At 68.0% G+C, this 19,867-nt stretch carries 17 protein-coding genes; 4 read left to right on the top strand and 13 right to left on the bottom strand.

What is annotated here, in order from left to right; genetic code table 11:
* Positions 1 to 6 precede the first annotated feature (6 nt).
* Entirely contained in the window at positions 7 to 1,008 is a 1,002-nt protein-coding gene (locus ACOYR3_RS19340) for a tripartite tricarboxylate transporter substrate binding protein (protein WP_422843926.1), read from the top strand.
* Positions 1,009 to 1,011: 3 nt separating this feature from the next.
* On the opposite strand, the gene ACOYR3_RS19345 is transcribed toward ACOYR3_RS19340, so the two are convergent.
* The 7 genes from ACOYR3_RS19345 to ACOYR3_RS19375 all read right to left on the bottom strand — a co-directional run bounded on the left by ACOYR3_RS19345 (position 1,012) and on the right by ACOYR3_RS19375 (position 8,068).
* Positions 1,012 to 1,428, bottom strand: coding sequence for a VOC family protein (locus ACOYR3_RS19345; RefSeq protein WP_422843927.1), 417 nt, complete (start codon positions 1,426 to 1,428; stop codon positions 1,012 to 1,014).
* On the bottom strand, positions 1,425 to 2,405 hold the full coding sequence (gene glk / locus ACOYR3_RS19350) for a glucokinase (protein ID WP_422843928.1): 981 nt from the start codon (positions 2,403 to 2,405) through the stop codon (positions 1,425 to 1,427). Before glk ends, ACOYR3_RS19345 begins: the two co-directional genes overlap by 4 nt.
* A gap of 184 nt (positions 2,406 to 2,589) precedes the next feature.
* On the bottom strand, positions 2,590 to 3,657 hold the full coding sequence (locus ACOYR3_RS19355; RefSeq protein WP_422843929.1) for an ABC transporter ATP-binding protein: 1,068 nt from the start codon (positions 3,655 to 3,657) through the stop codon (positions 2,590 to 2,592).
* A gap of 15 nt (positions 3,658 to 3,672) precedes the next feature.
* Entirely contained in the window at positions 3,673 to 4,542 is an 870-nt protein-coding gene (locus ACOYR3_RS19360; protein ID WP_422843930.1) for a carbohydrate ABC transporter permease, read from the bottom strand.
* Positions 4,532 to 5,419 (bottom strand): carbohydrate ABC transporter permease, encoded by an 888-nt coding sequence (locus ACOYR3_RS19365; RefSeq protein WP_422843931.1) that lies wholly within the window; start codon positions 5,417 to 5,419, stop codon positions 4,532 to 4,534. The genes ACOYR3_RS19360 and ACOYR3_RS19365 overlap by 11 nt, the downstream gene beginning before the upstream one ends.
* 141 nt (positions 5,420 to 5,560) lie before the next feature.
* Positions 5,561 to 6,679, bottom strand: coding sequence for a carbohydrate porin (locus tag ACOYR3_RS19370; protein WP_422846621.1), 1,119 nt, complete (start codon positions 6,677 to 6,679; stop codon positions 5,561 to 5,563).
* A 135-nt stretch (positions 6,680 to 6,814) separates the two neighbouring features.
* Positions 6,815 to 8,068: an ABC transporter substrate-binding protein gene (locus tag ACOYR3_RS19375; RefSeq protein WP_422843932.1), complete on the bottom strand. Its 1,254-nt coding sequence runs from the start codon at positions 8,066 to 8,068 to the stop codon at positions 6,815 to 6,817.
* Positions 8,069 to 8,243: 175 nt separating this feature from the next.
* Here ACOYR3_RS19375 and ACOYR3_RS19380 point away from each other — a divergent pair, with 175 nt between their 5' ends.
* Positions 8,244 to 8,960, top strand: a complete 717-nt coding sequence (locus tag ACOYR3_RS19380; protein ID WP_422843933.1) for a response regulator transcription factor — start codon at positions 8,244 to 8,246, stop codon at positions 8,958 to 8,960.
* Positions 8,961 to 9,099: 139 nt separating this feature from the next.
* Entirely contained in the window at positions 9,100 to 10,536 is a 1,437-nt protein-coding gene (locus ACOYR3_RS19385) for a sensor histidine kinase (RefSeq protein ID WP_422843934.1), read from the top strand.
* A gap of 157 nt (positions 10,537 to 10,693) precedes the next feature.
* On the opposite strand, the gene tal is transcribed toward ACOYR3_RS19385, so the two are convergent.
* Positions 10,694 to 11,641 carry a transaldolase gene (gene tal, locus ACOYR3_RS19390; RefSeq protein WP_422843935.1) on the bottom strand — a complete coding sequence of 316 codons (948 nt, stop codon included), beginning with the start codon at positions 11,639 to 11,641 and terminating at the stop codon, positions 10,694 to 10,696.
* A 170-nt stretch (positions 11,642 to 11,811) separates the two neighbouring features.
* Here tal and ACOYR3_RS19395 point away from each other — a divergent pair, with 170 nt between their 5' ends.
* A complete protein-coding gene (locus ACOYR3_RS19395) occupies positions 11,812 to 12,657 on the top strand; it encodes a MurR/RpiR family transcriptional regulator (protein WP_422843936.1) in 846 nt (281 codons plus the stop codon).
* Between the two features lie 31 nt (positions 12,658 to 12,688).
* Here the strand turns inward: ACOYR3_RS19395 and ACOYR3_RS19400 are convergent, their stop codons facing one another.
* The 5 genes from ACOYR3_RS19400 to ACOYR3_RS19420 all read right to left on the bottom strand — a co-directional run bounded on the left by ACOYR3_RS19400 (position 12,689) and on the right by ACOYR3_RS19420 (position 19,866).
* The gene (locus ACOYR3_RS19400) at positions 12,689 to 14,869 is read right to left on the bottom strand and encodes a hypothetical protein (protein WP_422843937.1); all 2,181 of its coding nucleotides are present in this window, start codon (positions 14,867 to 14,869) and stop codon (positions 12,689 to 12,691) included.
* 333 nt (positions 14,870 to 15,202) lie between these two features.
* On the bottom strand, positions 15,203 to 16,246 hold the full coding sequence (locus ACOYR3_RS19405; protein WP_422843938.1) for an ABC transporter ATP-binding protein: 1,044 nt from the start codon (positions 16,244 to 16,246) through the stop codon (positions 15,203 to 15,205).
* Positions 16,243 to 17,229: an ABC transporter ATP-binding protein gene (locus ACOYR3_RS19410; RefSeq protein WP_422843939.1), complete on the bottom strand. Its 987-nt coding sequence runs from the start codon at positions 17,227 to 17,229 to the stop codon at positions 16,243 to 16,245. Before ACOYR3_RS19410 ends, ACOYR3_RS19405 begins: the two co-directional genes overlap by 4 nt.
* Positions 17,230 to 17,250: 21 nt before the next feature.
* The gene (locus ACOYR3_RS19415; RefSeq protein WP_422843940.1) at positions 17,251 to 18,162 is read right to left on the bottom strand and encodes an ABC transporter permease; all 912 of its coding nucleotides are present in this window, start codon (positions 18,160 to 18,162) and stop codon (positions 17,251 to 17,253) included.
* Positions 18,163 to 18,279: 117 nt separating this feature from the next.
* On the bottom strand, positions 18,280 to 19,866 hold the full coding sequence (locus ACOYR3_RS19420) for an ABC transporter substrate-binding protein (RefSeq protein ID WP_422843941.1): 1,587 nt from the start codon (positions 19,864 to 19,866) through the stop codon (positions 18,280 to 18,282).
* Position 19,867 lies beyond the last annotated feature (1 nt).

Below are 19,867 nucleotides of genomic sequence, written 5' to 3' on the forward strand. Positions count from 1 at the left end.
CACACCATGCACGCATCCCCCCTTCGCACCCGCATCCCCCGCCGCAGCCTGCTGCGCGCCAGCGCGGCGGCCTGCCTGTTCGCAGCCGCAGGCACCGGCCTGGCCCAGCCGCCCGCCTGGCCCAGCAAGCCGATCCGGCTGGTGGTGGGCTTTCCGGCCGGCGGCACCACCGACGTGATGGCCCGCGTGGCCGGCGCGGCACTGGCGCGGTCGCTGGGCCAGCCGGTGGTGGTGGACAACAAGCCGGGTGCCAGCGGCAACCTGGGCGTGATGGAAACCAGCAAGGCGGCCCCGGACGGCCACACGCTGATGGTGGCCCCCATCTCCGTGCAGACGGCCAACCCGTTCCTGTTCAAGCCCGCACTGAACCCCGAACGCGACCTGCGCCCCGTGGCCAGCCTGGGCTATGCGCAGCTGTATCTGGTGGCCAAGAAATCCCTGCCCGTGCAAAGCGCCACCGACCTGGTGGCCCTGGCCAAGGCGGCGCCGGGCAAGCTCAGCTACGCGTCGGGCGGCCCGGGCACGCAGATGCACCTGGTGGGCGAACTCTTCAAGCAGCAGGCCGGCTTCGAAGCGGTGCACGTTCCCTACCGCGGGGCTGCGCCCGCGCTGCAGGACGTGCTGGCCGGGCAGGTGGACTACTACTTCGATCCCGCCACGGGCTTCCAGCACATCCGCGAGGGGCGGGCACGGCTGCTGGCCGTCACCGGCACCAAGCGCTCCGCTTTCTTTCCGGAAGCCCCCACGCTGACGGAGCTCGGCATCAAGGGCGTGGAACTGGGCAACTGGTTTGGCGTGTTCGCGCCCGCCGGCACGCCCAACGAGATCGTCACCCGCCTGGCGGGCGAAATCGCCAAGGCGGTCGCCTTGCCGGAAGTGAAGGGCCGCTTTGCCGACCTGGGGGCCGAGCCCATCGTGCAGGATGCGGCCACCTTCCAGCAGACCATCGCGGCCGAGACGCAGCTCCTGTCGGCGCTGATCCGCGAGCGCCGCATCGCGGTCGACTGAGACTCAGGCCGGCGCCACGATCTCGATGGGCAGGCCGTCGGGGTCGGCAAAGAACGTGAACAGCGCGCCGGTGAATGGATCGGTGCGCACCGGCTCCACCGCCACGCCGTGCGCCGCCAGGGCGCGCAGGCTCGCGGGCATGTCGGCCACCCGCAACGCCAGGTGCCGCAGGCCGCAGGCTTCGGGGTAGGACGGCCGCGGCGGCGGGTGGGGAAACGAGAACAGCTCCACCTGCGTCCCGTCCGGGAGCTGCAGGTCCAGCTTGTGCGACCGGCGTTCGGCACGGAACACCTCGTTCACGACCCGCAGGCCCAGCACCTCCACGTAGAAGTGCCGCGAGCGTGCGTAGTCGCTGGCAATGACGGCCACGTGGTGCAGGCCGCGCACGGCGAGCCCGGGGCGCTCGGCGGCGCCGGTCATGCCTGTGCGCCCGCGATGTCCAGCGCGCGCGAGGCGCCGTACAGCGCTGGCGTGGCGGTGGGGTCGATCACCCAGCAGGGAATGGTGGCCAGGTACGGCTGGAAGCGCCCCTTGCCCTCGAACCGCGCGCGAAACGCCGACCGGTCGAACCACGCCCCCAGGCGCGGCACGATGCCGCCACCGATGTACACGCCCCCCCGCGCGCCCAGCGTGAGCGCCAGGTTGCCGGCCACATTGCCCAGAAAGCCACAGAACAGCTCCAGGGCCTCCAGGGCCAGCGGGTCCCCCGACTGCAGGGCCAGCTCGGTCACCTCGGCAGCCGAGCTGACTTCCTTGCCGCCACGCTGGGCCAGGCGGCGCAGCGCGTGGTACAGGTCCACCAGCCCGGCCCCGCAGACGGCCCGCTCGGCGGACACGTGGCCGTAGCGCTCCTGCAGGATGGCCAGCACCTCGAACTCGCGGCGCGTCTGCGCGGCCAGCGTGACGTGCCCGCCTTCGCCCGACAGCGGCACGCCCTGTAGCGACCCCGGCGGAAACACCAGGCCCGACACGCCCAGCCCCGTGCCGGGCCCCAGCAAGGCCACGGCGTTGCCCGCCACGGCCTCGCCACCACCCACCTGCCGCAGCAGGTCCGGCGTCAGCAGGGGCAGCGCCAGGGCCAGCGCGGTGAAGTCGTTGATGACCACCAGCCGCTCGAACCCGAACGCTTCGCGCACGGCCCGCTGCGAGAAGCTCCAGCTGTGGTTGGTCATGCGGATGGCGTCGCCCGTGACCGGGTTGGCAATGCCAAAGGCGGCCTCTTGCGGCGTGGGCAGGCCCACTTCGTGCAGATAGGCCGACAGTGCGGCGTCCACCGTCGGGAATTGCGCGCAGGGCAGCACGCGCGTGTCATTGAGCGGGGCGCCCGCGGCCGCCTGCCAGGCCAGGCGGATGTTGGTGCCGCCAATGTCGGCAAGAAGGCGCAGTGGGTGGTTCATGTTCCAGATGGGCGGCACTTTGCCGCTATGCTTTTTATAGCTTGTCGCGCTTGATGCACAAGCGCAGGAGCCTCTTTTTACTGCAACCGCCGGCCTGCGCAAAGACCAAAGTCCCGGAAGGCGGCAATGGCTTCGCCCAGCGGGCCGCCCGCACAGGCCTCAGGGATTCCTGCACAACTCTGGGTCAGGCGGCAATGCGCGTCTCGGAAGGGGCGTCAAACCAGTGGGCGTGCGCGGGCGCCACCGACAAGCCCACGCGGTCGCCCGGGCGCACGCGGGTTTGCGCGTCGGTGCGCAAGGTGACCGTCCCGGCTGCGGTGTCCACCATCACATAGGTGTCGGGGCCCGTGGGCTCGACCACGCTGACCTGGCCGCGCCAGGGCGCGTCCTCTTGCAGCACCAGGTGCTCCGGCCGCACGCCCAGCAACATGTCGGCCGGGCCGGCCGGGGGCAACAGGTCGAGCGCTGCGCCCTGGATGCCGAACTGCCCGCCCGCCAGCACGCCGCCGCGCAGCAGGTTCATGGTGGGCGAGCCGATGAAGGTGGCCACGTAGGTGTTGGCCGGCCGGTTGTAGATCTCGTCGGGCGTGCCCAGCTGCTGCACCACGCCGCCCTTCATCACCGCGATGCGCGAGCCCAGGGTCATGGCCTCGACCTGGTCGTGGGTGACGTACACGCTGGTGATGCCGCTGGCCTGGTGCAGGCGCTTGATCTCGGCGCGCATCTCCACGCGCAGCTTGGCGTCCAGGTTGGACAGCGGCTCGTCGAACAGGAACAGCTGCGGCTGGCGCGCCAGCGCCCGCCCCATGGCCACGCGCTGGCGCTGGCCGCCCGAGAGCTGGCTGGGCCGGCGGTCCAGCAGGTGGCTGATCTGCAGCATGGCCGCCACCTCGTCGATGCGCTTTTGGCGCTCGGCCTTGGGCATCTTGCGCATCTCCAGCGCAAAGCCGATGTTGTCGGCCACGCTGAGCGTGGGGTACAGCGCGTAGCTCTGGAACACCATGGCGATGTCGCGGTCGCGCGGGGGCATGCCCACCACGTTCTTGCCGCCAATGCGGATCTCGCCCTCGGTGGGCTCGTCCAGGCCCGCGATGATGTTGAGCAGCGTGGACTTGCCGCAGCCCGAGGGGCCGACCAGGATCAGGAACTCGCCGGGTGCGACGTGGATGTCCACCTTGCGCAGCACCTCCACGCTCTTGTCGCCCTTGCCGAAGCGCTTGTTGATGCCGGCAATATCCAATGAAGACGCCATGATTGCTTAACCTCTTTAACCCTTGACCGCGCCGGCCGTCAGCCCGCGCACGAAAAATTTGCCCGCCAGCACGTAGATCACCATGGTGGGCAGGCCCGCGATGATGGCGGCCGCCATGTCCACGTTGTAGGCCTTCACGCTGGAGCTGGTGTTGGCCAGGTTGTTCAGGCCCACCGTGACGGGCTTGGAATCGGTGCCCGAAAACACCACGCCGAACAGGAAGTCGTTCCAGATGTTGGTGAACTGCCAGATCAGCGTGACCATGACGATGGGCGTGGACAGCGGCAGCACGATGCGCCAGAAGATCTGCCAGAAGCTTGCGCCGTCCATGCGCGCCGCGTTCACCAGCTCCTTGGGGATGGCCGCGTAGTAGTTGCGGAAGAACAGCGTGGTGCCCGCGAGGCCCGCCAGGCAGTGCACCAGCACCAGCCCGGTGATGGAGCTGGACAGCCCCAGCCAGCCCAGCACCTGGCTCATGGGCAGCAGCACCACCTGGAAGGGCATGAACACGCCGAACAGCAGCAGGCCGAACAGCACGTCGCTGCCGCGGAACTTCCACAGGCTGAGCACGTAGCCGTTGACAGCGCCCCACACGGTGGAGATGAGCACCGCCGGCACGGCCATGGCCACCGAGTTCCAGAAGAACGGACGCAGGCCGTTGCAGTCCACGCCCGTGCAGGCGGTGGACCAGGCCGTAGACCAGGCCGCGCCGTCCAGGCTGCCGGGCAGCGCCAGCAGCGAGGTGGTGCGGATCTCCTCGGCGTCCTTGAAGGAGGTCACCAGCATGGCGTACAGCGGCAGCAGAAAGAACGCCGTGGCCAGCGCCAGCACGGCATAGACCAGCAGGCGGCCCAGCGACGGAAACAGCAAGGGCTTAGCGGTCATGGGGCTTGGCTTTCAGTTCGCTGTAGAGATAGGGCACCACCAGCGCCGCCACGGTGGCCAGCATCATGGTGGCGCTGGCCGCGCCCAGGCCGATCTGGCCGCGCGAGAACGACATGGTGTACATGAAGGTGGCCGGCACGTCGGTGGCAAAGCCCGGGCCGCCGGCCGTGAGGGCCATCACCAGGTCGAAGCTCTTGATGGCCAGGTGCGACAGCACCATCAGGGTGGAAAAGAACACGGGCCTGAGCGCCGGCAGCACGATGCGCCAGTAGATGCGCGGCAGCGACGCGCCGTCGACCTGCGCGGCCTTGATGATGCTGTCGTCGATGCCGCGCAGCCCGGCCAGGAACAGCGCCATGGCAAAGCCCGCGCTTTGCCAGATGCCGGCAATGACCACGCAGTAGATGGCCATCTCGGTGTCCACCAGCCAGCCGAACTCAAAGTTGGGGAAGCCCCAGTCGCGCACCATTTTCTCGATGCCGAGGCCGGGGTTCAGCAGCCACTTCCAGGCCGTGCCGGTCACGATGAACGACAGGGCCATGGGGTACAGGTAGATGGTGCGCAGCGCGCCTTCGGCACGGATCTTCTGGTCCAGCAGCACGGCCAGCAGCACGCCGATCAGCAGCGACCCGCCCACGTAGCCCCCGCCAAAGATGCCCAGGTTCTTCAGGGCCACCCACCAGCGGTCCATCTCCCACAGCCGCTCGTACTGCGCCAGGCCCGCCCATTCGTAGTTGGGCAGCATGCGCGAGACGGTGAGGCTGAGCACGCCGTTCCACACCATCAGGCCGTAAATGAAGGCAAAGCCCAGCACAAAGGCCGGCGCCACGACCAGCTGGGGCAGCCGTGCTTCCAAGGTGTTCTTCTTCATTGTCATCGTTGGCTGTTTGGAAACCTCGGGGCAGCAGCCGCACTGCCCCCGCAAAAAAAGGGGGGGGGCGCGGCGGCCCCCCAAGAACAAAGCAACCTCTGGATCGCTATTAACTCGCTATTTACACGGGTCCGGCGTTGCCGGCCCTCACCACCACACCTCGTACTGCACGCCCACCAGCGTGCGCGAGGTCTTGCCATTGGCGCCAAAGGTACTGGCGTTGGCGAGCGCGGCCGCCTGGTTCCAGTTCGCCTTGGTCACGTACAGGCGCAGCTCGGGGCGGGACCAGAAGTCCTCGTTCAGGGCCAGGGCGCCCGCCAGCGTGACCTTGGACAGGCGCTGGTCCGCGCCCGAGCCCTTGCGGGTGGTCGTGGACAACTCCAGCAGGCCCTTGAAGTTCTTGGTGAACGCGTAGGAGCCGCGCCCGCCCAGCGAGAAGTCCTTGGTCTCCACGACGGTCAGGTCTGCCTTGTTGGTCTGGTAGCCGATGAGGGCCTGGCCGCCAAAGGGGCCGCTTTGCCAGTTGATGGCGTCGGCAATCCGCGTGGACCGCCGGCCGGCGCTGGTGCCGTCGATGGCTTCAAACTCCCCGTCAATGCGAGCGTGGCCGCGCGATGTCTGCAGGTACAGCGTGTTGGTGATGCTGGGCAGGAGGAACTCCTTTTGCGTGTGCATCAGCGAGATGCCCGACCCCGACCCGCCGTTGACCTGGCCCGAGCCGCCCACGGCCGTCAGCAGCACCCGCAGCTTGCCGCCGGGGTTGGTGTTGATCTCGGACAGATCGGCGTTGAAGCGGCGCGCCTTCACGTTGTTGGGTTCGTTGTGGTCGAACTTGTCGCCCGTGAACACGCCCAGGCCCAGCTTCATGCCGCCCACCGGGATGTCGGTGACGCCTGCGCCGATGTTGTCGCCGTAGTTCAGCAGGAAGTAATCGACGATGTGCACGTCCTGGATGCGCAGGCGGCGCTGGCCCACCCAGAACTTTGCCTCGGGCGAGAACGAGAAGCCGCTCATTTCCACGTAGGCCTGCTCGGTGGTGATGTCGCCGCTGCCCCACTTGGCAGGCATGTAGTTCACCTTCCAGTTGATGCCGCCGGCCTCGAAGCCCCGGGCGAAGTTGACTTCGATGCCGTTGTCGCCCTCGTTGCCCAGGCGGAACTTCTGGAGCTCGCCGCCCAGCGTCAGGTTGCCCTTGACGCCGTCTTCGTGCTTGAACACCGGGCCACCGCGCGAGTAGCCGTTGAGCTCAAAGCCTGCCACGTCCATGGCATAGGCGCCATTCGCGCATGCGGCGGCCAAAGCCACCGCCGTGAGGCGGTTTCTTGTCTTCATGATGGGTCCCCTCTTGTTGGTTTCAGCGCGTGCGCTGCAGCCGCCTGCGCGGCCTGCACGCGCCGTGTCTCACTTGGTTTTCGCGGCGGCCGCGATCTTCTTCATGGCATCGGCGACAGTGATCTTGTCGTCGTTCCAGAACTGGCTGACGGTGTCCTTGATGGCGCCTTCCGTGGCGGGAGCGATGGCCATGCCATGGGCCGCGCTGGGCACCAGCCCACCGCTCTTGGCCGCGTCGACGAAGTCCTTGGCCGACGCCTTGGCGCAGTCGTCAAACTTGTCCATGGGCATGCCGGCGCGCACCGGGATGGATCCCTTGTTCAGGTTGAACACCTCCTGGAACGCGGGGCTCATGATGGCGCTGGCCAGGTCGCTCTGCGCCTTCTGCGCCGCGGCGTCCTTGAGCTTGAAGAGGATGAACGAGTCCACATTGAAGGTGAACGCGTTGGCCGAGCCCGGTGCCGCAGCGCACAGGAAGTCCTTGCCCGGCACCTTGCCGGCGGCCAGGAACTCGCCCTTCGCCCAGTCGCCCATCAGCTGGAAGCCCGCCTTGCCCTGGATCAGCATGGCCGTGGCCAGGTTCCAGTCGCGGCCGGGGGCGCCGGGGTCCGTGTAGCCCTTGATGCGGCGGAAGGTTTCCAGCGACTTCTTCATCGTGTCGCTGGTGAGCGCGGTGTTGTCCAGCTTGACTAGCGCGTCCTGGTAGAACTTGGCCCCGCCCACGCCCAGCACCACGGATTCAAAGGTGGTGAAGTCCTGCCAGTTCTGGCCGCCATGCGCCACCGGCACCAGGCCCGCGGCCTTGAGCTTGTCGGCGGCGGCGAAGAACTCGTCCCAGGTCTTGGGCATCGCGGCCACGCCGGCCTTCTTCAGCGCCTCGGAGCTGCCCCACATCCAGTTCACGCGGTGCACGTTGACCGGAGCGGCCACGTAGGCGCCCTTGTACTTCATCACGTCGGCGACCACCTTGGGCAGCAGCTCGTCCCACTTCTCGGCCTTGGCCAGGGCGTCCATGTTGGCCAGCACGCCTTCGGAGGCCCACTCCTGGATGGCCGGGCCCTTGGTCTGCGCGGCCGAGGGCGGGTTGCCCGAGATGACACGGCTCTTGAGCACCGTCATGGCGCTGTCGCCGCCGCCACCGGCCACGGCGAAGTCGCGCCAGGTGTGGCCCTTGGCCTGCATGATCTTCTTGAGCTCGGCAACCGACTTGGCCTCGCCGCCCGAGGTCCAGTAGTGCAGCACCTCCACCTCGCCCGCGCTGGCGGACAGCGCGGCTGCCCAGCCCAGCGCCACCACGGCGGCCACTCGTTTCATCTTCCACATACGCATGTCTCCTTCGATGTCATGAACCACGGTTCGGTCTGCTTCGCGCGCCGTGGTCCTCCCGGTCCCAACCAACGCAAGCCGGTACTTTAATTACAATAATTAATTTTCCACTCAGGACTTTCCCTCACTCCCTGGGCGCGGGAAAATCGGGCTGTTTGATATGCTCATTCGCATGGCCACGATTCTGATTGTCGAAGACGACGCTCTTTTGCTCGACGCGCTGACCGGCCAACTTCAACAGCAGCAGTACAGCGTCTGCACCGCCTCTACGGTGGCCAGCGCCATCACGGTGCTGCAGTCCCACGCGGTGGACGGCATCATTCTCGACCTCGGCCTGCCCGGCCCCGACGGCATGGAGCTGCTGACCTGGGTGCGCCGCCAGATCGCGGGCCTGCCCGTCCTCATCCTCACGGCGCGCGATGGCGTGGACGACCGGGTGCGGGGCCTCAATGCCGGTGCGGACGACTACCTCACCAAGCCCTTCAACATGCAGGAGCTGCAGGCGCGGCTGCAGGCCATGCTGCGGCGGGCCCGCCAGCCCGCGTTCACCCAGCCCAGCACCGCGGCCGTGTCCCTGCCCACGGCGCTGGGCCCGCTGATGCTGGACCACACGGCGCGCACGGCGGCCCTCAACGGCACGCCGCTGGACCTGACGCAGCGCGAGTGGGAACTGCTGGAACTGCTGGTGCACCGGTGCGGCGAGGTGGTCACCCGCGACGACGTGCTGGCCGCCTGGCGCGCCGGCCCGCCGGAGCCCGGCCAGACCGCCGCACCGCTCAACTCCAACGCGCTGGAGGTCTATGTGCACCGGCTGCGCAAGAAGCTCGACGCGTCGCCCCTGAGCATCCGCAACATCCGCGGGCTCGGGTACATGCTGAACAGGCCCTGAATGAAGTCCGCCCTGAGCCGCTTCGCGGGGGCCGCGCCGGGGGCTGGGTATCCTCTTCACGCAGCTCCTCCCGATCCGCAGCGCGCACTTTCCGCTCGGTGCGTACAGAGCATCCCATGCGTCGGAGGCACCCGCTGACATGCGCCATGTCCCGGGCGTCTCCCTGCAACGCAAGCTGCTGCTGTGGCTGCTGCTGCCGCAGCTGGTGCTGTGGCTGTCGGGCGGGTTCCTGGCGTGGCGGGTGGCGCTGCAAAACGGCGAGAAGGGCATCGACCAGACGCTGACGCAGTCGGTGCGCGCCCTGGCGCGGCAGATCAAGCCGATCGGCGACGGCCTGCTGGTGGACTTTCCGAAAGCCGCGCAGGACATCCTGGAGCAGGACCCGACCGACCGCGTGACCTACATGGTGTCGTCGCCGCCCGGGCGCTTCCTGCTGGGCAATGCGCAACTGCCGCCGCCCCCGCCCGTCACGGTGCAGGTGGGAGACCCCTACCTCTACCACGCGCGGCTGGACGGCAAGGCCGTTCGCGTGGCCCTGCTGGATGTGGACTACGGGACCCCGCAGTCGCGCCAGACGCTCCGGGTGCAGGTGGCCCAAAGCCTGACCGTGCGCGAGCGCATCGCACAGGAGCTGCTGCAGCAGATGCTGTTGCCCATGGGGCTGATGGGCCTGGCCTTGAGCGCGGTGGTGTACGCGGGCGTGCTGCGCGGGCTGCAGCCCCTCAAGCGCCTGGAGGCGCAAATCGACCGGGCGGGCGCCCCGCCCCAGCGCAGCGGCGACTTTGCGCTGCACCCCATCGAGCTGACGTCCGCGCCGCAGGAGGTGTATTCGCTGGCCAGCACCATCAACCGCCTGCTGGAGACGGTGGCCCGCGCCCAGCAGAAGGAAAAGCGCTTCCTCAACGACGCCGCCCACCAGCTGCGCACCCCGCTGGCGGGCCTGATCGGGCAGACCGAGCTGGCGCTGCACGAGAGCCGGGAGCCCGCCGTGCAGGACCGGCTGCTCAAGGTGCTGTCGGCGGCGCAGCGCAGCGCCCACCTGGTGCACCAGCTGCTGCAGCTGGCGCGGTCGGAGTCGAACGTGGAGATGCAGCCCGTGGACCTGGCGGCGCTGGCGCGCGAGGTGGCCCGCGAATGGGCCGCGCGGGCCCTGGCGCAGGGCATGGACCTGGGCTACGAAGGCGACGATGCCCTGCCCGTGCAAGGCCACCCCTTGCTGCTGCGCGAGGCGCTGAACAACCTGATCGACAACGCCCTGCACTATGCAGGCCCGGGGGCCAACGTGACGGTGCGCGCGGCCCGTGCACCCGCAGCGGCCGGCGAGGCCCCGGACACCCGCCCCGGGGCGCTGCTGCTGGTGGAAGACGACGGACCCGGCGTGCCGGCCGAGCACCTGGGCGACCTGTTTGCGCGCTTCTGGCGCGGCTCCGACAAGGCCGGAGGCTGCGGCCTGGGCCTGTCCATCGTGGAGGAAATCGCCCTGCGCCACGGCGGCGAAACCGTGGCCGAGGCCAACGGCATGCGCGGGCTGCGCGTGGGGCTGCGCCTGCCGCTGGGCAAGGTTCAAGCGGCGTAGTTTGCTATATTTTTAATAGCTGCCGGCGCTTGCCGCATGGGTGCCAGAGCCCAAAAACCCTTGAAACCCTGCGCAACCCCGCTACGCCAGACAAAAAGGCGCTGCCCACACCCCGCGGCATGCACGGGGGCTCACAAGGCGCGCGGGGTGCTCCGGCTCAGAGAGCGAGGATCAGCTTTTCCAGCTTGACCGCATCGGCCGCAAAGGCGCGGATGCCTTCGGCCAGCTTTTCCGTGGCCATGGCGTCTTCGTTCAGCGCAAAGCGGAAGCCCGCCTCGTCGTAGTTCACCGCGGGCAGGTCCATGGCCTTGGCGGCGTCGGCGTGCAGGGCGCGCTGCAGCGGCGCGTCGCTGGCGGCCAGCTGCGCCAGCAGCTCGGGGGCGATGGTGAGCAGGTCGCAGCCGGCCAGGGCCGTGATCTGGCCCACATTGCGGAAGCTCGCGCCCATCACCTCGGTGGCAATGCCGAAGCGCTTGTAGTGGTTGTAGATCTGCGTGACCGACTGCACGCCCGGGTCGTTGGCACCGCTCCGGGCGGCCTCGTCCCAGCCGGCGCCGGCCTGCTTCTTGTACCAGTCGTAGATGCGGCCCACGAAGGGCGAGATCAGCTGCACCTTGGCCTGGCCGCAGGCGACGGCCTGGCAGAAGGCAAACAGCAGCGTGAGGTTGGTGTGGATGCCCTTGCGCTCGAGCTTCTCGGCCGCCTGGATGCCTTCCCAGGTGGAGGCGATCTTGATCAGCACGCGGTCGATGTGCACGCCCTCGGCCTGGTACAGCTCGATGATGCGTTCGGCGCGGGCCACGGTGGCGTCGGTATCAAAGCTCAACCGGGCATCGACCTCGGTGGACACGCGGCCGGGGATGGTGGCCAGGATCTCGCAGCCAAAGCGCACCAGCAGGCGGTCGATGATCTCGTCCATGGCCCGGCCCTTCCAGTGGGCCACGGTTTCCTGCAGCAGCGGCGCGTACTCGGGCTTTTGCACGGCCTTGAGAATCAGCGACGGGTTGGTGGTCGCATCCCGGGGCTGGAACTGCGCCAGTTGCTTGAAGTCGCCGGTGTCGGCAACCACGGTGGTGAACTGTTTGAGGGCGTCGAGTTGGTTCATGGCGTCATTATTCCGCATCGGCCCCGGGGCCTGCCGCCGGCCACCGACGCGCCGTGGAAGGATGTCCTTGCCCGGTCTCTGAATAGACAGGTGCCACGGCGATGGAACGCAGTTACCATTTCTTGCCTCCGTGCCCTTGCCACCCGCGCCATTGCCAGGAAACCCGCTCCATGCTTGATCGCATCACCGCCTCGCTTTCGTCCCTGGCCCCCGCCGAGCAACGGGTCGCCCGGCTGGTGCTGAGCGACCCCCGCGCGTTTGCCCGCCTGCCGGTGCGCGAGCTGGCCGAGCGCGCCCACGTGAGCAAGCCCACCGTCGTGCGTTTTTGCCGCAGCATGGGCTACGACGGGCTGGCCGACTTCAAGCTGAAGCTTGCGGGCAGCGTGAGCGAGGGTGTGCCCTTCATCCACCGCAGCGTGGATGCCGACGACAAGACGGGCGACGTGCTGGTGAAGGTGGTGGACAACGCCGTGGCCGCCTTTTTGCAGTACCGCAACGCCGCCAGCACGGTGGCGCTGGAGCGCGCGGCCGAGGCCATTGCAGACACCTGGAAAAAGGGCAAGCGCATCGAGTTCTACGGCGTGGGCAACTCCGGCATCGTGGCGCAGGATGCACAGCACAAGTTCTTCCGCCTGGGCGTAACCTCGATCGCCACCAGCGACGGCCACATGCAGGTGATGAGCGCCACCCTGCTGGGGCCGGGCGACTGCGCGGTGATCATTTCCAACTCCGGCCGCACGCGCGACCTGATGGACGCCGCCGACATTGCGCGCAAGAACGGCGCCACCACCATCGCCATCACGGCCAGCGGCTCGCCCCTGGCGAGCACCTGCCAGATCCACCTGGCGGCCGACCATCCCGAGGGCTACGACCGCTACAGCCCCATGGTGTCGCGCCTGATGCACCTGCTCATCATCGACGTGCTGGCCACCTGCGTGGCGCTGCGCATCGGCAGCTCGCTGCAGCCCATCCTGCAGCAGATGAAAGAGAACCTGCGGGCCAAACGGTACGCCTGACGCCCCTGGCGCGATCCGCCAGACCGGGGCGTCAGTTGTTCAGCTGCACCGTGGCGTTGCACGTGGCGTTGCAGACCGTGCAGCTCGCCTGGCCCAACGGGCAGGCGGTCTCCGTGGTGGCGTTGCCGTCGTCGCACACTTCCGTGCTGCTGACCACGCCATCCCCGCAGTACCCGCCGGTGAGCGACAAGATGGCCGTGCAGTTGGCGTTGCAGCGGGTGCAGGTCACGTCGCCGTAGGGGCACTCTGTCTCGTTGATCTTGTTCCCGTCATCGCAGACCTCGGCGGCCTGGAGAATGCCGTCCCCACAGACAGGCCCGGTCAGGTGCAGGACCTCGGTGCAGGTCGCGTTGCAGCGCGTGCAATTTTCCTGGCCGTACGGGCAGCTGGTCTCGGTGACGGCATCGCCGTCGTCGCACACCTCGGAGCCACTGACCACGTAGTCCCCGCAGTACGCGCCCGTCAAGGACAAGGTGCCCGTACAGCTGCCGTTGCAGCGGGTGCAGGTCGCCTCGCCGTAGAGGCACTCGGTCTCGTTGATTTTGTTCCCGTCATCGCAGACCTCTGCGGCATTGAGAACACTGTCCCCACAGAAGGGTCCGGTCAGGTGCAGGACTTGGGTGCAGGTGGCATTGCAGCGTGTGCAATTCTCCTGGCCGTACGGGCAACTGGTCTCGGTGACGGCGTCGCCGTCATCGCACACCTCCGCGCCACTGACCACGCTGTCTCCGCAGAACGCGCCCGTCAGGGGCAAGGTGGCCGTGCACGTGGCATTGCAGCGGATGCAGGTGGGCTCGCCGTAAGGGCAGGCGGTTTCGGTCAGGGTGTTTCCGTCATCGCAGACCTCGGCCCCGTTGGGAATGCCGTCCCCGCAAAAAGCGCCGCTCAGGTGCAAGACTTCGGTGCAGCTGGCATTGCAGGCCGTGCAGCTCGTCTGGCCGTAGGGGCAGGAGACTTCCGAGACGGTATTGCCGTCATCGCAGACTTCCGCACCGGCGCGCACCCCGTCGCCGCACACCGGCGCCTGCGCCACGTCGACGGTTGCCACGCTCCAGCCGCCGGGCGTGAGGAGGTTGTGGGCCCGGTATTCGAACTTGAAGGTGCCCGCCGCCGTCGGCGCGCCCACCATGAAACTGCCGTCGGGGCGCACCGTGAGCGTGCTGCCCGCGAACGGGACGGTGCCGCCGGCCGGTGTGTTGGTGGCCGCGCCCTGCACGCGGAACTCGCGCACTTCCATGGGCGGCACGCCGAGCGTATCGTTGCCCAGGACGCCCGGCGCCACCACCGGCAGGGCGCTGCCCACCGTGGCATTGAAAGGGCCGTCGTCCTGCGTGGAGCCGCCGCGCACCCCCAGGTCCAGGTCGTACCGCAGGTGCAAGACGTTGCCTTCCAGCTGCGCATACACGGCCGAGATTTGCAGCGGCCCCGTGGTCGGCGCCGTGGCGATGGGCGGCGTGCTGCCCCAATCGGCGGGCACCCCGTCGCGCACGATGGCCGCCCAGGCGTATCCGACGGCAAACAGCAGGCCCAGTGCCAGGCAGCTCGCCGCATAGCGGCGCAACCGTGCAAACCGGTAGGTGGCTGCCACCAGCAGGCCAGCCACCAGCAGCAGCCCTGCCCGGCCCAGCCCGGGCACCGGCAGAGCGGCGGGCGGCGCCGCCGGGGCGACGATCTGAATGCCGCCGCCACCACCGCTTCCATCGCCGCCTCCATTGCCGCTGCCATCCGGCGTCAGCACGGCACTTGGGGCGGTACTGCCGTCCGTCGTCTGGGAAACAAAGCCCAGCCGGAGCACCGACGGCGGCGTGAGGAGCTGCGTGTAGCTCTCCACCACATCGGTCTGCACCCCAGCGCCCGCCACGCCCACGGGCCAGCGCAGCGGCGCCAGCGGGACAAAGCCGGGGTCGGGTACCAGCGCGCCGCCCTGGCAGATCTCGCGCGACACGTCGCCCACCGGGTCCGCCACGGAAAGATCGACGCGGGTGACGGCCGCCTGGTCAACGCCCGCGAAGGTGCCCGCCGGGGTCGCCACGGAGCAGCCGGTGGCCGGGTTGTTGTCGCTGTCGATCAGGGTGCGCAATTCGACGGCGGCGTGCGCGGCCGTGGTGGACAGGAGCAGCACCAAAGCGCCCCAGGCCAGCGCCAGGACGCTGCGGCGGACGCGCAGACAAAGCTGAGAGGCCAGGCTCTCCAGGATCGAAAGGGCAGGCATGGATCAAAAAGAAGAAGAGGCCGGCGCGGCCAGGCACGCCAGGGGATTCGCAGCAGCACAGCCCGGCCGTTGCGATCCGTTGCTGTTGTAACGGCGGATATTACAAACTTGGCGGACTTTCACCAAGGAAGTTTTGGCACGCGCGCCTGCGACGCAACAGCGTGCCAGCCGGCGGGGCAACTGCTGATGCACTCAGCGGAGTTCGGCCGACGCAGGCAGCCTCGCGCGGCGCCCCAGCCCTCCATCAAGCGCCCTCCGGCCAAGCCTGCGCGCGGGGCTTGGTTTCGCCCGGGGTCTATCCCTCTGCTTTATTGGAGAGGCGCCCCCACGGGTTCAGATACGGCCCTCTTCCACCGCATGGCATGCGATGCGGATGCCCCCCAGGCTGAGCAGCTGCGGGCGCTCGGCCCGGCAGCGCTCGTTGGCATGGGGGCAGCGCGGATTGAAGGCGCAGCCGGCGGGGGGATTCAGCGGGTTGGGGACTTCGCCCTGGACCGGCGTGCGGGCCTTGCCCGTGTCGTGCATCTTGGGAATGGCGTCGAGCAGCATCCGCGTGTACGGATGGCGGGGGCGGTCAAACAGCTGGTGCTTGTCGGCCAGCTCCACCAGACGCCCGAGGTACATCACGCCCACCTGGTCGCTCACGTGGCGCACCACGGCCAGGTTGTGGCTGATGAACAGGTAGGTGAGGTGGCGCTGGCGCTGCAGGTCCTTCATGATGTTGAGGACCTGGGCCTGCACCGACACGTCCAGCGCCGACGTCGGCTCGTCGCACACCAGGAATTCCGGCTCGGTGGCCAGGGCGCGCGCGATGGAGATGCGCTGGCGCTGGCCGCCCGAGAACTGGTGGGGGTACTTGGCCATGTCCAGCGGCGAAAGGCCGACAGACTGGAGCAATTCGCCCACGCGCTGCTTGAGCTGCGCCTTGTCGGTGATGAGCCCATGCTCGCGCAGTGGCTCGCCGATGATGTCTTCCACGAGCCAGCGCGGGTTCAAGCTCGCGTAGGGGTCCTGGAAGATCATCTGGATGCGGCGGCGCATGGCCTTGGCATTGCTGCCCTTGAAGGCAGCGTGAGCGTCCTGGCCGTCAAAGGTGAGGCCGCCCCGCGTGGGCTCGTACAGGCCCACCAGCAGGCGGGCCACGGTGCTCTTGCCGCAACCGGACTCGCCCACCAGGGCCAGCGTCTTGCCCTTCTCGATCTCGAAACTCACGCCGTCCACGGCGTGCAGCAGCGTGCGGGGCTTGCGTTCCAGCACGCGGTTGAGCCACGGTGCAGAGACGTCGAAGGTCTTGGCCAGGTCATGGGCCTGGACCAGCGGCTGGCTTGCAGCGGCGGCCACGGGGGTGGCTGAGGCGGTGGCGGTAGCGGTGTTCATGCGGGCACCCCCGTGTTTTCCGAGCGGTCCGCGTGCAGCCAGCAGGCTGCGCGGGTGGTACCTGCGTCCATCAGGTCAGGGCGTTCGTTCATGCAGCGGTCAAAGGTCTTGGGGCAGCGCGGGTTGTAGGCGCAGCCGCGGGGAATGGCGTTCAGGCGCGGCATGGCGCCGTCGATCTGGTTCAGGCGCTCGCGGTCCTGCTCCATGTCGGGGATGGAGGCCATGAGCCCGGCGGTGTAGGGGTGGGCGGGATGGTTGATGACGTCGTGCACGGGCCCGATCTCGGCCACGCGGCCCGCGTACAGCACGGCCACGCGGTCGCACGTCTCGGCGATCACGCCCATGTCGTGCGTGATCAGCATGACGGCAGCGCCGCGCGATTTGCAGATGTTCTTGAGCAGCGTGATGATCTGCGCCTGGATGGACACGTCCAGCGCTGTGGTGGGCTCGTCGGCCACGATGAGCTTGGGCTCCGCCGCCAGGGCCAGGGCAATCACCACGCGCTGGCGCATGCCCCCCGAAAACTGGTGCGGATAGTGGTCGATACGCTCTTCGGCGGCAGGGATGCCCGTGTCCTTGAGCAGCTCGATGGCACGCCGGCGCGCTTCGGCCGGGGTCACCGGCAAGTGGGTCAGGATCGTCTCGGTCAACTGGCGGCCCACGGTGTACAGCGGGTTCAGCGAGGTCAGCGGGTCCTGGAAGATGGCGCCAATGCGGCGGCCGCGGATGTGACGCATGGCCTCGTGGTCCAGGTTGTCGATGCGCTGGCCCTCCAGCAGGATCTGGCCCGAGGCCACCCGGCCCGGCGGCTCCAGCAAGCCGATGATGGCCGCGCCCGTGAGCGACTTGCCCGCGCCGGACTCCCCCACCACGCCCAGGATCTCTCCGGGCGCGATGGAGAAGGAGATGTCGTCCAGGGCGCGCAGGGTACCGCGGCGGCCGGGGAATTCGACAACGAGGTTTTTGACTTCTAGAAGGCTCATGGGGTAGTCACAGGTTCTTGTTCAGCGCAGCCTGGGGTTCAGGGCGTCGCGCAGCCAGTCTCCCAGCAGGTTCACGGACAGTGCGATCAGCACGAGCATGGCGCCCGGGAATACCGTGATCCACCATTCGCCCGAGAACAGGTAGTCGTTGCCAATGCGGATCAGCGTGCCCAGCGAGGGCGAGGTGGGCGGCGCCCCCACGCCCAGGAACGACAGAGTGGCCTCGGTGATGATGGCCGTGGCCACCTGGATGGTGGCGAGCACCAGGACCGGCCCCAGCACATTGGGCAGCACATGCTTGCGCATGATGCGCAGCGACGGCACGCCCGTGACGCGGGCGGCCTGCACGTATTCCTTGTTGCGCTCCACCAGCGTGGAACCGCGCACCGTGCGGGCGTACTGGACCCAGCCGGTCAGTGAAATCGAGAGGATCAGCACCCCGAAGGCCAGCGACTCGTGCGCATTGGGAAACAGCGCCCGGCCAACGCCGGCGATCAGCAGGGCCACCAGGATGGCGGGGAAGGAGAGCATCACGTCGCACAGGCGCATGAGCACCGCGTCCACCCACCCGCCGCGAAAGCCCGCAAGCAGCCCGAACGCGACCCCGAAAACCACCGACAGAACGACCGACGCAACCCCCACCACCAGCGAGATGCGGGCCCCGTAGATCAAGGCCGAGAGAATGTCCCGGCCCTGGTCGTCCGTGCCCAGGGGGTATTTCCAGGAGCCTTCGGCACTCCAGCCGGGAGGCAACCGCGCGTCGCTGAGCTCCAGCGTGGCAAGGTCAAAAGGGTTGTGCGGAGCAACCCATCCGGCGAAGGCGGCGCAAAACACGCAGACCAGCGCAATCGCGGCGGCCAGGATCGCCACCGGCGAGGTGCGGAAGCTGTGGCCAATGTCGCTGTCAAGCCAGCGGGCAAGGGTAGTTTTCATCGTGGGAGGTGAACAAGCCCCGGCGCAGGGTGGCTCCGCGCCGGTGCGTCTTTCAAGGAACGGGCGGGACGCGCCGGTGGGCGCGGCCCGCGTTCAAAGCGTCTTCGCTGGCGGCGCTTACTTGGTGATGCTCATCCACTTGAACGGCATGAAGTTGTCGGCGCGCTGGGTCAGCGACACCTTCTTGCTGACGCCCCAGGCCAGCGATTGCTGGTGCAGCGGCAGGTGGCCCACGTCGTCCGCGTGCATGGCAAAAGCTTCCTTGATCAGGGCATTGCGCTGCGCGGGGTCGGTGTTGGACTTGATCTTGGCGATCGCCTCGTCCAGCTTGGGGTTGCAATACGAGCCCAGGTTGAACTGGCCATCGCCCGTCTTGTCGTTGGGGCAGCGCATCAGCGCATCCAGGGCGTTGTGCGAGTCATAGGTCGTGGGCGTCCAGCCCAGCATGTAGAAGCTCGTATCGCGGCGCAGGATCTTCGGGAAGTACGTTCCCTTGGTCTCCGCCTGCAGGTTGATCTTGACGTTGATGCGGGCCAGGTTGGCAGCCACGGCTTCGCAGATCTGGCGGTCGTTCACATAGCGGTCGTTCGGGCAGTTCATGGCCACCTCGAAACCGTTGGGGTAACCCGCATCCGCCATGAGTTTCTTGGCGGCTTCCACGTCGTAAGGCAGACGCTTGTCCTGCTCGGCCGTCCAGCCATTGATGCCTGGGCCGACCATGAGGCCCGTGGGACGGGATGCGCCGCGCATGACGGTGCGCTGGATGCTGTTGATGTCGATGGCCTGGTAGAACGCCTGGCGCACACGCTTGTCCTTGAAGGGGTTCTTGCCCTTGACGCTGGAGTACAGCAGCTCGTCGCGCTTCTGGTCCATGCCCAGGAAAATGGTGCGCAGCTCGGGGCCGGTCACGACCCGTGCGTTGCCGCTGGCGTTCAGGCGTGCCACGTCCTGGACAGGAACGGGTTCCATCACGTCGATCTCACCCGAAAGCAGTGCCGCCACACGCGTTGCCGGGTTGGCGATCGGGGTGAAGATCACTTCCTGGACATTGCCCTCGATCTTGCCCCAGTAGCTGGGGTTGCGCACGAACACCGTCCGCACGTCCGGCTGCCGCTCGCGCACGCGGAACGGGCCCGTGCCGTTGGCCTTGAACGAGGCCGTGTTCTCGATGCCCTTGCGGCGGTCGACGGGCTTTTCCGCCTTGTTTTCCTCGCACCACTTCTTGCTCATGATGGCCAGGTCGGAGAGCACGTCCGGCAGGATGGGGAAGGGGCCCTTGGTTTCAATATCGACCGCGTAGTCGTTGACCTTGCGCACTTCCTTGATGTCGTTGACCTTGGCCTTCACATCCGAGCCATCGCCCGCTGCGCGGGTGATGCTGAACAGCACGTCATCGGCCGTGAAAGGCGTGCCGTCATGGAATTTCACGCCCTTGCGCAGTTCGAAGCGCCATACGGTGGGCGACGTCTGCTTCCAGGCGGTGGCCAGCCCAGGGGCCAGGCTCAGATCCTTGTTGCGCTCGGTCAGCGCGTCGTAGACGTTGAGGTCCACGGACAACTGCAGCGATTCGTTCAGCGAATGGGGGTCGAGGGAGAGCGCATCGCCTTGGTTGGCCACCCGGATGGTCTGCGCGCCTGCCACCAGGCTGGCCGTGGCCATGGCGGCGAACAATGCGGTAACGGCAACTTTTCTCTGGATCTTCATG

This window comes from Acidovorax sp. M2(2025) (assembly GCF_049330835.1).
Taxonomy (GTDB): Bacteria; Pseudomonadota; Gammaproteobacteria; order Burkholderiales; family Burkholderiaceae_C; genus Acidovorax.